Genomic DNA, 15,210 nt, shown 5'->3' with positions numbered 1-15,210 from the left:
GGGTTTGGCTAACGCACCCGTTTGCTGATATCCATCAGTCAGCGTGCCGAGGAACGCGATCACGTCCTTGATCTCGGCCGCGTTCAGCGCCGGCTGGTCGCCGCGCTTGCGGTCGAACGGCGCTTCGCGGTTGATGTTCGGCCAGTAGCGCTTCGGCAGATCGTCGTAGATCTGCACCTTGCCGTGCACGACCGGGTAGAACTTCTCCGGATGGATGTCGCGTTCGACGTAGAAGCGCATCACGTCCTCGAGCGAGTGATACACGCCGTTGTGGAAGAACGTCTTGCGCAGCGCGACGTTGCGCAGCGACGGCGTGCGGAACAGCCCGCAGAACTCGTCGCGTCCCTTCAGGTCGGTGCGTTCGGGGCCGCAGGCGCCGAGATCGTAGAAGCGCGGGTCGCGATTGACGGGCAGCGCGCGGTTACGCGGCACCGCGATTGCGATCAGCCCGAAATCGCTGAACTGCGGCGGGCCGCCTTCGAGCGTGCGCTGGCTGATGTGGCAGCTCGCGCAGTTACCCTTCTTCTCGTCGTTGAACAGCTGCAGCCCGTGCAACTCCGCGGGCGTGAGCTGCGCGTGGCCGGCCAGATATGCGTCGTATTTGCTCGTGTACGGATCGAACAGCGCCGGCTGCTGCTGGAATGCGTCGAGCGCGCGCAGCACCGCATCGAACGTCGCCCGGTCGTCGCCGAGCACCTGGTCGCCGAACGCCTTGCGGAACGCGTCGGCGTACGGCGCGGCGCGAACCGCCTTCGCGACCCGGGCGGGCGAACTGCTCATCTCGAACGGCGACGTGAGCGGAATGCGCGCCTGCGCATCGCGCGTATCGACGCGGCCATCCCAGGTCAGCCCGCCGGTCGGCCCCGCGTCGATGCTTTCGTCACCTTCGTCCGGCGAATCGTGGAAGTGCTCGCTGAACGGCGGGATGCCGCGCAGGTACTTCAGCGACGGCACCGCGCGAAAACCGGTACGGTGCATGTCGTCGCCGCCCAATTGCACCGACAGCGCGTTCGGCGGCCCGAACGCATGTTCGGCGCTGTGGCACGACGCGCAAGCGAGCTTGCCGGACCCGGACAGCGACGGATCGAAGAACAGCTGCTTGCCGAGCGCCGTCATCTGCTTCACGCCCTCGAACACCTGCGCACGCGTCTGCGGCTGGCTGGCCGGCGCGACCGCCGGGGCGGCCGGAGCGGCCTGCGCCGCCGGTACGACGGACGCGGCCGACGCACTCGTGCCGGGCTGCGCATCGCAACCGGCCAGCGCCGCGAGCGCGCCGACCATCGCGAGCGTCGCCGCGGCGGGAATCAGCGATCGCGCGGACGCGAAGGATTTCAGAAGGGTGTGCATCGTTGTTCTGGTAGCGGTGGGCAATCGGCCGGAGCTTATGTCAGTTCCGTGACCGTTGGATGACGTTCAACCGACAGTCAATTGAAAGCGTCCCTACACCCGGCTGTCAAATCGGTTCCAGATAATGCGCGCAGCCGGGCGGTACCGCGAGGTTCGCGCGTCGGCCCTCCTGCCACCCGGTTCCCACACGCGACCAACGACGAATGAGAGAGAACATCGCATGAAGAAGCACGCCTGGATTCGCTACACGCCGATCGCCCTCGCGGCCGCGCTCAGCCTGACCGCCTGCGGCGGCGACGACGTCACGCAACAGGGCCTGTCGGCCGTCAAGAACGTCGTCGTGATCTACGCGGAAAACCGCAGCTTCGACAACCTGTACGGCAACTTCCCGGGCGCGAACGGCCTGCAGAACGCGACGGCCGCGAATTCGGTGCAGAAGGATCGCGACGGCTCGACGATGGCGACGCTGCCGAAGATCTGGGGCGGCCTCACCGCGACCGGCATCACGCCGGCGGTGACCGAGGCGATGACGGCGAACCTGCCGAACGCGCCGTTCGCGATCGACGATCCGAAAGGCTTCAACCAGTCGATGAGCATCGCGACGCGCGACATCGTGCACCGCTTCTACCAGGACCAGATGCAGATCAACGGCGGCAAGAACGACATGTACGCCGCCTGGACCGACGCGGGCGGCCTGACGATGGGCCACTACACGGCCGATCCGTCGAAGCTGCCGCTGTGGAAGATCGCGCAGCAGTACGTGCTCGCCGACAACTTCTTCATGGGCGCGTTCGGCGGGTCGTTCCTGAACCACCAGTACCTGATCTGCGCGTGCGCGCCGTACTACGCGAATGCCGACAAGAGCCCGGCGGCCGGCAAGATCGCCGTGCTGAACGCCGACGGCAAATCGCTGAAGGTCGCGACGAATTCGCCGGCGTCCGCGCTGAGCGGCCCACCGAAGTTCGTCAACGACGGCGCGCTCACGCCCGACTTCTACGGCATCAACACGATGCAGCCGGCGTATCAGCCGAGCGGCAACAAGGCGGCCGCGGGCGGCGATCCGCTGCTCGCCGACCCGGCCAATCCGTCGACGATGCCGCCGCAGACGGCGACCAACATCGGCGACCTGATGACCAACGCGGGCGTGTCGTGGGCGTGGTATTCCGGCGCGTGGGGCCAGGCGCTGCAGGCGAGCCAGAACGGCACGTCGAACGTGATCTACGGCGCCGACCTGTCGACGCCGAACTTCCAGCCGCACCACCAGCCGTTCAACTACTTCGCGAACCAGGCGCCGGGCACCGCGAGCCGCGCGCAGCACCTGCTCGACGGCGGCGCGAACGGCGCCGAGTTCATCAAGGCGATCGACGCGGGCACGCTGCCGCAGGTCACGTTCTACAAGCCGCAAGGCAACCTGAACGAGCACCCGGGTTACACGGACGTCACGTCCGGCGACCAGCACATCGCCGACGTGATCGCACACCTGCAGGCCAGCCCGCAGTGGAAGAACATGGTCGTGGTCGTCACGTACGACGAAAACGGCGGCTTCTGGGATCATGCGACGCCGCCGAACGCCGACCGCTGGGGCCCGGGCACCCGCATTCCCGCGCTGATCGTGTCGCCGTATGCGAAGAAGGGCTTCGTCGACCACACGCAGTACGACACGGGTTCGATCCTGCGCTTCATCACGCGCCGCTTCTCGCTGCCCCGCCTCGCGGGCCTGCAGCAGCGCGACGACGCGCTGAAGGCGAACGGCGCGCAGCCGATGGGTGACCTGACGAACGCGCTCGCGCTGTCGCCGAACCTGTAACGGCATCGCCATCACCGCGAACGGGCCGGCCACCCCGCCGGCCCGGCCGAACGAAGGGCAGCCCCGCGGGGCTGCCCTTTTTCATGTCGCGTGCGGGTTGCCGCGCGCCGCCGTCACCAGCCGTACTTCAGCTCGACACCGACGTAATCCGCGTTGTGCCCGCCTGCCTGCCGGATCGCGTCGCCGACCTGGAAATGCACGGCCTCGATCGCGCCGATCAGGTTCGCGGCGATCGTCCAGTCCGCGCGCAGTTGCACGTACATGCCCGTCCACAACCCGCCCTTGCCTGCCGTGCCCGGCACCGGGATGCTCGGCTGCTGATAGACGGCGTCGCCGGTCGTCTCACGCCACTGGAAGCCCAGCGCGCCGAGCAGCGACAGGTTCGCCAACGGTTTCAGCGTCACCGACGGCTTCACGTGAATCAGGTTCGCGTAACTCGTATAGCCGGCCAGCGTGAAGTAATAGCCGTTCGGAAACAGCGGATTGAAGGTGCCGACGCGGCCGTCGTGCGGATGCCGGTCGCCCGATGCCGCGTCGACCTGCAGCGCGATGCGCGGCGACCATGGCGCATCCAGCTTGTAGCCGGCGATCGAACCGACGGCCCACGCGCCGATCGTGGTGTTGCCGACCGTGCCGGTCTGTAGCATCGTTTCGAGATCCCAGTCGAAGCGCCCGTGCGTGCCCGTGTAGCGAACGTCCCATACGTCGCGATGCTCGGGGCCGCTCGCATCGAGAAAACGCGCGCTGCTGCGGTTGTAGCGCGACCAGTAGCCGGACAGGTCGCCCGGCCCCACCGACTGCCGCTCGAAGCGCACGCCGCTGAACGTGAGATCGCGATTCGACACGTCGTCGAAATCGGACGCGTTGCGGTTCTGCACCGGCTGCGTCGCATAGCCGATGAAGCGCCACTTGCCGTATTCGTAGTCGGCCCACACCGCATCGAACGCCAGCCGCACGTTCGGGCCGTCGCGCGCGGCAATGAAGCGCTGCAGGTCGAACGCCATCTCCTGCCGGCCGACGCGGAACTTGACCGTGCCGCCGCCGAGCGCGCCCGTGTAGGTCGCGAACGCCTGTTCGAGATCGAGCGGGTTCCTGTCGACCGGCGACACCGTGTTCTTGCCGAATGCGCGTGCGTCCTGCAATTGCGCGAAAAACTGCCAGTGCGGGCCGAGATGCGCATCGGCGTGCACTTCGACGCGCTGGATCAGGTACGTATCCGATTGCGCGGAGCCGATGCCGAACAGAGGCGCGTCGTTGGTCTCGAGACGCTCGCGCAGGTTCACGCCGAGTGACAGATAGGATCGCGGATCGTTGCCGAGGGGAAGGTATTTCAACCCGTCGAGCGGCGCGCGCGGCACGCACGGATTCGCGAGCATCGACCAGTCTTCCTGCCAGCGGTTGAACAAGACCGTCGGGCGTTTGGCGGTGCACGTCGAAGCCGTGGTCGCTGCCGACGTCGAGGCCGGCGCCGAAGCCGATGACGCGGTCGATGCCGGCGCCGGTTCTTGCGTCGAAGTCGAAGTCGACGCAGTTGCCGTTTCCGCGCACATCGCGTCGGCGCCCGCGAACAACAGCCCCGCGACGATCGACACGCGCGCGGCCCGCTCGACGCGGCGGCCATGGCGTCGCCTACGTCGCTCGATCATGCGCGCTCCTGCGTGGTGGTGCCGGCCGCTCGCGCCGCGCACAGCGCGAGCGTCGCGAGCGCGCCGACGGGCACCAACAGCGCCAGGAACCCGACATAGCGAAACCCGAGCGCACCGCCCGCCGCGCCGAGCGCGAACGCGACGATCGCCGGCAGCATCTTCGCGAAGCGTGCGCGCGCGGTGGCGCGCACGCTGTCCGCCGTGCCGGGCGACAGGATGTCGACCGCATCCAGGATCGCCTGCGTGACGTTGCCGGTCATCACCGTGTTCGGCACGCCGCCCGCGCGGGCGATCACGCGCGGATGCGCGTTCTGCACGCCCATCGCGAACGTGCCGACGATGCCGGCCACGAGCGCCGCCAGGCTATCAGGCTGCGTGACGGGCGTCGCCCACACGCCGGCCGCACAGAAGCCGAGCAGCAGCACGGCCTGCACCGTGTGCAGCACGCGCGTGCCCTGCCAGGCCGGTCGCGCGACCATCGACCGCGCGATCAGGCTGCTCGCGATCACGCCGCACACGAACGCCGGAAACACGCTGAGCTTCAGTATGACGCCCTGGCCGAAGCCCGCGATGCCCGCGCCGATCAGCACGAAGTTGCCGGTCACGTGCGCGGTGAACAGCCCGAACAGCGCGACGAAGCTCAGCGTGTCGACGAAGCCGGCCACCGCGGCAAGGATCGTATCCTCGTGCTTCATCGCGCCGCGCTCGCGTGGATCTCGGCGACGTAGCCGCCCGGAAACTGCACGAGCGCCGCATCGCTGCCGTCCGACTTGAACGGCGGCACGAGCACCGTCACGCCCGCGGCTTCCGCCTGCTTCAGCGTCGCGGCGAGATCGGGCACGTCGTAGCCGGTCATCTCGCGGCCGAACGGGTAAGGCAGATGGCCGTCGGTCACCAGCACGGTCATCTTGCCGAAGCCCGATTCGATGCGAATCCGGCGGTACGTATCGTCCGGCCGGCCGATCTCGATGCCCGGCGCCTTCAAGTTATCGGACACCACCTTGCCCTTCGAGAACTTGACGAAGTCGTGCACGAACTTGCGCACGCTTTGCGGCGACACGTAGACGCGATTCTCGGGGATGGTCTGCAGTGCATCGTAATTCGGTGCCTGCGTGTGCCAGTACAGCTGCATGTTCACGCCGCCCGCCCACGTGATGATCGCGTCGCGGCCGATCGGATCGGGGAACGTGTCGACGAGCACGTCGGCGCCGTGCTCGCGCGCCGACTTCACGGCAACGTCCATGTCGGTCACGAGATAGCCGGTGCGCTCGGCGCAGAACGGATACGGGATCGGCGTCTTGAAGCCGAACACCGAGATCGTGCCGACCGGCGTGAGCACCAGTTGCGACATCGTCTGGCTCGGCGTGGGCGTAACCTGGAACACGCCCTGCTTCGACTTCTTGCCGCCGAAGGTCGCGACGAAGCTGTCGGTGAAGCGATCGAAGTCTTCGGGGGCGACGCACACGTGCGTCGTGTCGTACTGCGGACCGACCGCCACCGTCGGCACCGCCGCGGGCGGCACGGGCGGTTTTGCGAACGTCACGGGGGCAACGGCGAGGCCGCCCGCGAGCATCGCGGCGAGCAGCACGGAACGAAGAGATTTCATCACAGGATTTCCTGGTTGTTGCATCGTCATCGAATGGAACGGCCATCATCGGCCGATTGCCGCGCATCGTCGAGCATGGTCGCGAGCACGAGTGCCGCGATCAGCCCGAGATGCTCGAAAAAGCTGTTGAGCGCCATGAAATGTTCGGCGCCCGAACGGTTCCAGAAATCGTTCGCCACGACCATCGCGACGAGCGTCAGCATGCCGAGACTGCCGGCGCCGAGCCACGTGAAGCGGCGAAACACCACGCACAGCGAGCCAATGATCTCGACCGCGATCGCGAGGGCCGCCCACAGCGCGGCCGGCTGCAGGCCGAAATGCGCCTGCTCCGCGACCGCGCCGGGGAAGTCGAGCGCCTTCGCGACGCCGCCGAGCAGATAGGCGGATACCAGCGCGAGGCGCGCGAGCGGCAGCACCCACGGCTGCGACAGCAGCGCGCGGACCCACGCGGGGGTGCCGTAGACGGAGCGCGTCGTCATGTCAGACGGCCCAGCACGAACAGCCGAACGCGCCCCAGAAGCCCTTCGCGTCGGACGTCGGCAACGTGCGGCCCCATGCGCCCGCGTGCGCATGCTGGTGAACGTTGCATTCGTTCGCGCAGGCGCACATCGCGGCGGCCGCCGCGCGCTGCAACGGCGCGCCGTTGCGCTGCGTCGCGCCCCAGCCGCCATAGCCCCCGAACTCGCGCACCGGCGACCAGTCGGGCATCGCCGGCGGGATCGGCGCGTCGTGCGACGCGAACGGCCCCGCGCCCCATACGATCTTCCCGTCGACCACCGTCAGCAACGCGGTCGTGGCGGCGATATCGTCCTCCGCGCACCCGAAGAAATCGCGATCCGGGACGATCAGGTCAGCGAGCTGCCCCACCGCGACGCGTCCTTTCTTGCCCTCTTCGTTCGAGAACCACGTCACGTACTCGGTCCACATCCGCAGCGCGGTTTCGCGATCGAGCAGGTTGCGCTGCGGATACATCCTCAGGCCGCCGACCGTCTTGCCGGTCACGAGCCACGCGAGCGACACCCACGGGTTGTACGACGCGACGCGCGTCGCGTCCGTGCCGGCCGACACCTTGAGCCCCTTGCCGAGCATCTTCGCGACAGGCGGCGTCGCCTCCGCGGCTTGCGCGCCGTAGCGCTCGACGAAGTACTCGCCCTGGTACGCCATCCGGTGCTGCACCGCGATACCGCCGCCGAGCGCGGCGATCCGGTCCATCGATTGCTCGGTGATCGTTTCCGCGTGATCGAAGAACCAGTTCAGCCCTTCGAGCGGGATGTCCTCGTTGACCTTCTCGAACACGTCGAGCGCGCGGCTGATTGTTTCGTCATAGGTCGCGTGCATGCGCCACGGCCAACGGTTTTCCGCGAGCACGCGCACGACGCCTTCGAGGTCGTCTTCCATCTGCGCGGGCAGGTCCGGCCGCGCCACGCGGAAGTCCTCGAAGTCGGCCGCGGAAAACGCCAGCATCTCGCCCGCGCCGTTGTTGCGGAAGTAGTCGGTGCCGTCGTGATACTTGACGCTCTTCGTCCAGTTCACGAAGTCTTCCTTCTCCGCGTTCGGCTTCTGCGTGAACAGGTTGTACGCGATCCGGATCGTCATCTCGCCCGTGTCGTGCAGCTTGCGGATCACTTCGTAATCGTCCGGATAATTCTGTGAACCGCCGCCCGCGTCGATCACGCCCGTCACGCCCAGCCGGTTCAGCTCGCGCATGAAGTGGCGCGTCGAGTTGTACTGATACTCGAACGGCAGCTTCGGGCCTTTCGCGAGCGTCGCATAGAGGATCGTCGCGTTCGGGTTCGCGAGCAGCAGGCCGGTCGGGTTGCCTGCCGCGTCGCGCAGGATCGTGCCGCCCGGCGGCTCCGGCGTGTCCTTTGTATAGCCGACCACCCGCAGCGCCGCCGCGTTCAGCAGCGCGCGATCGTACAGGTGCAGGATGAACACCGGCGTATCGGGTGCGACTGCGTTCAGTTCTTCGATCGTCGGCAGCCGTTTCTCCACGAACTGATGTTCGGTGAAGCCGCCGACCACGCGCACCCACTGCGGCGCCGGCGTGATCGCGACCTGCTGCTTGAGCATCTCCATCGCGAGCGCAAGCGACGGCACGCCGTCCCAGCGCAGTTCCATGTTGTAGTTCAGGCCGCCACGAATCACGTGGCAGTGGTTGTCGATCAGACCCGGCAGCACGCCGCGGCCGCCGAGATCGACCACCTTCGTCGCGCGGCCCGCGAGCGGCATCACGTCGGCTTCGCTGCCGACCGCGACGAAGCGTCCGGCGGCAATCGCGACCGCCGTCGCGACGGGGTTCGCGCGATCGAGCGTCGTGAATCGTCCGTTATGCAGGATGAGATCGGGTGGGGTATCGGTTGCGCTCATGAATGTCCTCGATGTGCTCAGAAGCCGAGCCAGTGACGAACCGGCGCGATGGCCTGCGCGCCGACCAGCATGCCGGCGAGGCCGACCAGCGCGATCAGCGGCGGCGCCGGCGAGCGCACCTTGATCACGCTGTACACGACGCCGATCAATACACCGGCGCCCAATGAAATTAAATAAGATTCCATAATGTTTTTTCTCACGACCGGATTAAAATCACCGGCATCGCGAGGCCGCCCGCGCGGCGCATCGCATCCGTTTCGCTTCCCTGCCATCCATGCCGACCATGCAACATCTTCCTGATCTCGAAGCCTGGGCCATCTTCGCGCGCGTCGCGGAGACCGGTTCGTTCGCGAAAGCGGCCGACCTGCTCGGCATCTCGCAACCCACCGTGTCGAAGGCGATCGCACGCCTCGAAAAACGCCTCGGCGCGATGCTGCTGTACCGCACGTCGCGCAAGCTGTCGCTCACGCCGACCGGCGAACTGCTGCGCGACCGCGCGATCCGCCTGCTCGCCGATGCGGAGCTGATCGAGAACGAAGCGTCCGCGCAGGCACTCGAGCCGCACGGCCTCGTGCGCGTGAATGCGCCGATGTCGTTCGGGCTGCACCATCTGTCGCCGGTGCTGCCCGCGTTTCTCGAGCGCTATCCGCGCGTCGACATCGATCTCGTGCTCACCGATCACATCGTCGACATCGTGTCGGGCGGCTTCGACGTCGCGATCCGCATCGCCGAACTGAGCGATTCGACGCTGCGCTCGCGCCGCCTGTGCGCGGTGCGCCGGCCGCTCGTCGCGTCGCCCGCGTATCTCGATCGGCGCGGCCGCCCGACGCATCCGCGCGACCTCGAACAGCACGTGTGCCTCACGTACACCAACCTGCCGACGCCCGAGCACTGGCGCTTCCGTCACCCGGCGTCGGGAGAAGAAGTCGGCGTGTCCGTGCACGGGCGCATCCGCACCAACAACGCGGACGTGATCCTCCCGGCGCTCGTCGGCGGTCACGGCCTCGCGCTGCAGCCCGAGTTCCTCGTGTGGGACGAACTGCAGCGCGGCGCGCTCGAGGAAGTGATGAGCGACTGGAAGATCGCGGACATCAACGTGAACCTCGTCACGCCGCCCGGCATGCTGCGCGCCGCGCGCGTGACGGTGCTACTCGATTTCCTCGCGGAACATTTCTCGCACGCGCCGTGGGCGCTGCCCGCCGCCTGAACGCGTGATGGCCGACGGCAGGCGATCGCCGCAGCCCACGCGGCGATCGCGGCCGGTGACCGTTACTTCGCCGGTACGGCCGGAATCGACTCGTGCGGCGTCGCGGTACGCTGCGGTGCGTTGTGGACCATCGTGTACGCGTAGTCGACGCCCATCCCGTATGCGCCCGAATGCTCCTTCGCGATCGCCATCACCGCGTCGTACGAGTCGCGGCGCGCCCAGTCGCGCTGCCATTCCAGCAGGACCTGCTGCCACGTGACCGGCACCACGCCAGCCTGCACCATCCGCTGCATCGCGAAATCGTGCGCGGCCTGCGTCGTGCCGCCCGATGCGTCGGCGACCATGTAGATCTCGTAGTCGCCTTCGAGCATCGCGCACAGCGCGAACGTCGTATTGCAGACCTCGGTCCACAGGCCCGACACGACCACCTTCTTGCGGCCGTTCGCGGCCAGCGCGTCGCGCACCTTCTGGTCGTCCCACGAGTTCATCGACGTGCGTTCGAGCGTCTTCTGGTTCGGGAACACGTCGAGCAGTTCGGGATAGGTGTGGCCCGAGAAGCTGTCGCTTTCGACGGTCGTGATCGTGGTCGGGATGTTGAAGACCTTCGCGGCCTTCGCGAGCCCGACGACGTTGTTCTTCAGCGTCTGCCGATCGATCGACTGCACGCCGAACGCCATCTGCGGCTGCTGGTCGATGAAGATCAGCTGGCTGTTCTGCGGCGTCAGTACTTCAAGTTTCGGGTTGCTCATGGCGCAAGGTGTCCTGTGAACGAAAAAAGGGGGGCCTGCCTCGACCGTGAAAACGGGAGGAGCCTGAAATGCGTCGGTGCCGGATCGTCATCCGGGCCGAAATATTTAAGCCCCAAACGCGCGGCGCGAACACCCAAGGAATGGAATCGATCCGATTCCTGAACGAATGCCCGTTCGGGGCTGCCCGCCCTTTTTTTCTTCACGCAAACCCGCTACGCTTTCAAGACTCTGACGGCGCCGTTCCGGCGCCGCTCGGCCATCACGAGGCGCACCACCATGAAACCGTATGTCTTCTCGCTGCTCGCCGGCATCCTCGCCGGCGTGATCTACGGCGCGATCGGCGTGAATTCGCCCGCACCGCCGATCATCGCGCTCACCGGCCTGCTCGGCATGCTCGCCGGCGAACAGATCCTGCCCGTCGCGCGCCGGATGCTGTCCGGCCATCGGCTGAACACCGCATGGCGCGACGCGCAGTGCAGCCAGCACATGTTCGGCGCGCTGCCGGGCGGCGCCGCGAACGACCGCAAGCCTTCTTGATCCACCCCATCGCCGCCGGCCGCGCATGACCAACGTCGAGCTGTTCCATTACCTGTTGCTGTTGATCTGCGGCGCGGGCGCCCTCACCTGGCTCGCCGAGCGCGTGTCGATTCCGCCGGCCGTCGTGCTGCTGCTCGGCGGCTGCGTGGTCGCCGTCGCCGGCAAGCGCGTGCCCGACATGGACCCGGCGCTGCTGCTCGCGGCCGTGCTGCCGCCGCTGTTGATGTCGAGCGGGTTCTACACCGCGTGGAAGGAATTCCGGCAGGAGCTCGCGTCGATCGCGTCGCTCGCACTCGGGGCCGTGGCGTTCACGACCGTCGCGGTCGCGCTCGCCGTGCATGCGGCGAATCCCGCGCTGCCGTGGGCCGCGTGCTTCACGCTCGGTGCAATCGTGTCGCCGCCCGACGCGGTCGCCGCGAAGGCGATCCTGCAGCGTCACCCGCTGCCCGTGCGGCTCGTCGCGGTGCTCGAAGGCGAAAGCCTCGTCAACGATGCGTCGGGCCTGCTGCTGTACCAGATGGCCGTATCGGCCGCGCTCGCCGCCACGATCACGACCGCGAGCGCGACCGGCCTGTTCTTCTCGCTCACGCTGATCGGCATCGCGGTCGGCCTCGCATGCGGCCATGCGATGTGCTGGGTGCTGCAGCGCCTGCGCGAACCGATGCTCGGCATCGTTGTGACGTTCGCGATGGCATGGGGCAGCTACGGGATCGCGGAAGCCGTCGACGGCTCGGGTGTGCTGTCGGTCGTCACCTGCGGCCTCGTGCTCGGCGTGCGCCAGCACCGCGTGTTCGGCGCCGACATGCGGATCAAGGCGAAGGCGACGTGGGAAGCGATCGTGTTCGTGCTCGACGCGCTCGTGTTCATCCTGATCGGCCTCGCGCTGCACGCGATCCTCGCCGGCGTGAACCACGAAGGCGCGGTGCTGATGGCCGGCCTGCGGGTCGCGCTGCCGGCGACGGCCGCCGCGATCGGCGCGCGCGTGGTGTGGGTATTCGTCGCGATGTGGCTGCCGGGCCGCCTGCGCGCGCGGCGCGCGGGCCACGCGGCGTGGTCGTGGCGCGAAGCCGTCGTCCTCGGCTGGTCGGGCATGCGCGGCGTCGTGAGCCTCGCGGCCGCGATTGCGCTCCCGGCCAACTTCCCCGGCCGCGACCTGATCCTGTTCAGCACGTTCCTGCTGATCATCGCGACGCTCGTCGTGCAGGGCGGCACGCTCGCGCCGCTGATCCGCGTGCTGAAGCTGCGCCCGGCCGCGCGCCGCACGATGTCCGAACATGCGGTGCGTGCGCACACGTTCGGCGCGGCGCTCGCCGAGCTCGATGCGCGCGAGCAGCGCGGCGCGGGCCTCGAACGCGCGTCGCTCGACCGGCTGCTGACCGAATACCGGAGCCGCGTCGCGTTCAACGAGCACGCACATCGCGACGGCGCGGAGCCTGCGGACGTGCGCGCACGGATGCTGCGCGTCGAGCTCGAGCTGGTCGGCGTGTCGCGAGATGCGTTGCTCGACCTGCATCGCGACGGCCGGGTCGACGACGCGGTACTGCACCGCATAGAATCCGAGCTGGATTTCGAGGAGCTGCGGCTGCAGCGCCTGCTCGAACCTTAACGTCTGGCCTGCCCAGCCCGTCCCCTTTCCCACCTGGAACCGCAATGAGCGAACTCACCGTCGAAGCGAGCATCGGCCCGGTCGATTACCTCGTCCACTTCACCGATGGCGTCCACCAGTGGCGCGCCGACGAACCCGCGGCGCTCGGCGGCGGCGATGCGGCGCCGACGCCCGTCGCGCTGCTGCTGTCGAGCCTCGGCGCGTGCACCGCGATCACGCTGAAGATGTATGCGCAACGAAAAGGCTGGCCGCTCGACGAAGTGCACGTGAAGCTCGCGCACGAATCGGGCAGCGCGGGCAGCACGATCGTGCGCCGCATCTCGCTCGACGGCGACCTGACCGACGAGCAGCGCGAACGCCTGCTGCAGATCGCGAATGCGTGCCCGGTGCACAAGATCCTCACGCACCCGATCACGATCGACACGGCGATCGCCTGAGCATTTCCCGCCACCGCCCGTCACCGCCACCGTCACGAGATTTCCGTTCATGTCCGCCTCGATCAAGACCCTGCTCACGCCGCGCGAAAGCGACATCGGCAACCTCGTCGTGCGCCGCGTGCTGCCCGCGCGCGCCGCGCGCCTCGTCGGCCCGTTCATCTTCTTCGACGAGATGGGGCCGGCCGTGTTGCCGGCCGGGCGCGGCATCGACGTACTGCCGCATCCGCACATCGGGCTCGCGACCGTCACCTACCTGTTCGACGGCTCGCTGATGCATCACGACAGTCTCGGCTTCCGGCAGAAGATCGTGCCGGGCGACGTGAACTGGATGACGGCCGGCCGCGGCATCGTGCATTCGGAGCGCTCGCCCGACGAGGACCGGCCGCGCGAGCAGCCGGTGCACGGCATCCAGACCTGGGTCGCGCTGCCGGTCGAGCATGAAGACACCACACCCGCGTTCGTTCACCATGCGGCCGACACGCTGCCGTCGTTCACGCGCGACGGCGTGACCGTGCGCGTGATCGCGGGCACCGCGTTCGGGCTCGTGTCGCCGGTCGCCGTGTTCTCGCCGACGCTCTATGCGGCTGCGGAATTCGCGTCGGGCGGGCAGCTCGTGCTCGATGCGGAGCACGACGAACGCGGCGTGTATCTCGTCGATGGCGACCTCACCCTCGACGGCACGCCGCTCGCCCCCGCGACGATGGCCGTGCTCGAACCGGGCGCGAGCGTCGCGCTGGCGAGTACGAACGGCGCGCGTGTGATGCTGCTCGGCGGTGCGCACCTGCCGGGCGAGCGGTTCATCGAATGGAATTTCGTGTCGAGCGAGCGCGCGAAGATCGACGCGGCGCGTGCCGCATGGGCCGATCAGACGTTCGGCAAGGTGCCGGGCGAAGAAAACGAATGGACGCGCCAGCCGGCACGCAAGGCATAACGCAACGCGCAACGGGCGACCGAGGCCGCCCGGCGATGCAGGCTCAGCACGGCACGCGGCCCACGACTCCGCCACCCGACTGCGTACACCAGCGCTGTTCCTGCTGAGGCTGGCCCTGCGCTTGCGGCGGCGAGTACGGCACGGCCCTCGCCATGGCAAGCGCCTTGGCCAACTCCTTGGCCTCGACCTGCCGCTGTTGCTCGATCGACGCACGCTGCGCATCGTCCGCCTGCTTCGTCAGCGCAACCAGCCTCGCATACCGGGAATCCCGCGCGTCTTGGAATGGCGGCAGCGGCGGCGGCATCGGCACGGCAGGCGCGGTGCCGCGGTAGCGGGGGATCGACATCTTCGAGGTCTTCCCCCAGATCGCCGCCTCGCCGATATCCCACATCGCCACCCGCATCTCGATCGCGTGTTCATAGCCGCGATCGATCTCGGCCGTCGTGGGCGTGCCCGTCGGCGCGGGAAGCGGCTGCAGGGACGGCGGCAGCGGCTGCAGCGCCGGATGGACGAGCCGCACCCAGCTCACGGCAGCCACCGAGTACTGATACAGGACGCGCTGGTAAGCGTCGAGTATTCTGGCGCGACTGTCGGGCGTGGAGGCCTGGGCGTTCGACACCAGCGCGATGAACGACGTCAGCGTCTGGGTATAGCGGGCGCCTTCTTCCTTCTGCGCCGCCACGCGTTCCGGCTGCGGACCGGACGATGCGGTCAGCATCCCTGCGCACCCTGACAGCGCGGCGACCACGGCCGTGCACACCCCTACCGTTCGAAACGCGATCCGAATGTGATACGACATGGCAGCACCCCGACACAAGACAAACGCCCAATGAATCAATGCGGTGTCCGCCGTCGGCAGCCGCGCCGCTGGACCGCTGGACCCCGAGCGATGGCGCCGGTCAACGGACAGGCAGCCCGACCTTCAGGTTCGAGAGAACGGGCCCGCCTTGGTCGCGGCTGCCCCTTC

15 protein-coding genes are annotated in these 15,210 nt (G+C 68.0%); 6 read left to right on the top strand and 9 right to left on the bottom strand.

Annotated features, from left to right (window positions below):
- On the bottom strand, positions 1–1,347 hold a 1,347-nt coding region (locus tag AP428_RS04210; protein ID WP_054927625.1), incomplete at its 3' end, for a cytochrome-c peroxidase.
- Between the two features lie 220 nt (positions 1,348–1,567).
- Here AP428_RS04210 and AP428_RS04205 point away from each other — a divergent pair.
- Positions 1,568–3,154 (top strand): acid phosphatase, encoded by a 1,587-nt coding sequence (locus AP428_RS04205; RefSeq protein ID WP_011694259.1) that lies wholly within the window; start codon positions 1,568–1,570, stop codon positions 3,152–3,154.
- A 113-nt stretch (positions 3,155–3,267) separates the two neighbouring features.
- On the opposite strand, the gene AP428_RS04200 is transcribed toward AP428_RS04205, so the two are convergent.
- Genes AP428_RS04200 through AP428_RS04175 form a run of 6 tightly spaced genes read right to left on the bottom strand, consistent with a single transcriptional unit; the run spans position 3,268 to position 8,961 of the window.
- Entirely contained in the window at positions 3,268–4,800 is a 1,533-nt protein-coding gene (locus AP428_RS04200) for an alginate export family protein (protein WP_054927632.1), read from the bottom strand.
- Complete coding sequence (locus AP428_RS04195) at positions 4,797–5,495, bottom strand: YoaK family protein (RefSeq protein ID WP_054927624.1); 699 nt, start codon at positions 5,493–5,495, stop codon at positions 4,797–4,799. The genes AP428_RS04200 and AP428_RS04195 overlap by 4 nt, the downstream gene beginning before the upstream one ends.
- Positions 5,492–6,406, bottom strand: a complete 915-nt coding sequence (locus tag AP428_RS04190; RefSeq protein WP_054927623.1) for a hypothetical protein — start codon at positions 6,404–6,406, stop codon at positions 5,492–5,494. Before AP428_RS04190 ends, AP428_RS04195 begins: the two co-directional genes overlap by 4 nt.
- A gap of 26 nt (positions 6,407–6,432) precedes the next feature.
- A complete protein-coding gene (locus tag AP428_RS04185) occupies positions 6,433–6,885 on the bottom strand; it encodes a DoxX family protein (RefSeq protein WP_054927622.1) in 453 nt (150 codons plus the stop codon).
- A 1-nt stretch (position 6,886) separates the two neighbouring features.
- Positions 6,887–8,776: an amidohydrolase gene (locus AP428_RS04180; RefSeq protein WP_054927621.1), complete on the bottom strand. Its 1,890-nt coding sequence runs from the start codon at positions 8,774–8,776 to the stop codon at positions 6,887–6,889.
- Positions 8,777–8,793: 17 nt separating this feature from the next.
- Complete coding sequence (locus AP428_RS04175) at positions 8,794–8,961, bottom strand: DUF1427 family protein (protein WP_011545177.1); 168 nt, start codon at positions 8,959–8,961, stop codon at positions 8,794–8,796.
- 98 nt (positions 8,962–9,059) lie between these two features.
- Here AP428_RS04175 and AP428_RS04170 point away from each other — a divergent pair, with 98 nt between their 5' ends.
- Positions 9,060–9,983 (top strand): LysR family transcriptional regulator, encoded by a 924-nt coding sequence (locus AP428_RS04170; RefSeq protein ID WP_054927631.1) that lies wholly within the window; start codon positions 9,060–9,062, stop codon positions 9,981–9,983.
- A gap of 62 nt (positions 9,984–10,045) precedes the next feature.
- On the opposite strand, the gene AP428_RS04165 is transcribed toward AP428_RS04170, so the two are convergent.
- Positions 10,046–10,732: a hydrolase gene (locus tag AP428_RS04165; protein WP_054927620.1), complete on the bottom strand. Its 687-nt coding sequence runs from the start codon at positions 10,730–10,732 to the stop codon at positions 10,046–10,048.
- Positions 10,733–11,008: 276 nt separating this feature from the next.
- Between AP428_RS04165 and AP428_RS04160 the strand changes: the two genes are divergently transcribed.
- From AP428_RS04160 to AP428_RS04145, 4 genes are read left to right on the top strand one after another with little or no spacing between them, the layout of a single operon-like run.
- Positions 11,009–11,269: a XapX domain-containing protein gene (locus tag AP428_RS04160; protein WP_054927619.1), complete on the top strand. Its 261-nt coding sequence runs from the start codon at positions 11,009–11,011 to the stop codon at positions 11,267–11,269.
- 25 nt (positions 11,270–11,294) lie between these two features.
- On the top strand, positions 11,295–12,875 hold the full coding sequence (locus AP428_RS04155) for a sodium:proton antiporter (protein ID WP_054927618.1): 1,581 nt from the start codon (positions 11,295–11,297) through the stop codon (positions 12,873–12,875).
- Positions 12,876–12,919: 44 nt separating this feature from the next.
- Entirely contained in the window at positions 12,920–13,312 is a 393-nt protein-coding gene (locus AP428_RS04150; RefSeq protein ID WP_054927617.1) for an OsmC family protein, read from the top strand.
- Positions 13,313–13,361: 49 nt separating this feature from the next.
- Positions 13,362–14,243, top strand: coding sequence for a pirin family protein (locus AP428_RS04145; protein WP_054927616.1), 882 nt, complete (start codon positions 13,362–13,364; stop codon positions 14,241–14,243).
- Between the two features lie 43 nt (positions 14,244–14,286).
- Here AP428_RS04145 and AP428_RS04140 read toward each other — a convergent pair whose 3' ends face one another.
- Complete coding sequence (locus AP428_RS04140) at positions 14,287–14,961, bottom strand: hypothetical protein (protein ID WP_231691677.1); 675 nt, start codon at positions 14,959–14,961, stop codon at positions 14,287–14,289.
- Positions 14,962–15,210 lie beyond the last annotated feature (249 nt).

It is taken from the genome of Burkholderia sp. E168m22 (genome assembly GCF_001319805.1).
In the GTDB taxonomy this organism is placed as follows: Bacteria; Pseudomonadota; Gammaproteobacteria; order Burkholderiales; family Burkholderiaceae; genus Burkholderia; species Burkholderia orbicola.
The sequence above is the reverse complement of the archived record's forward strand: the minus strand, read 5'-3'. Positions and strand labels throughout refer to the sequence as shown.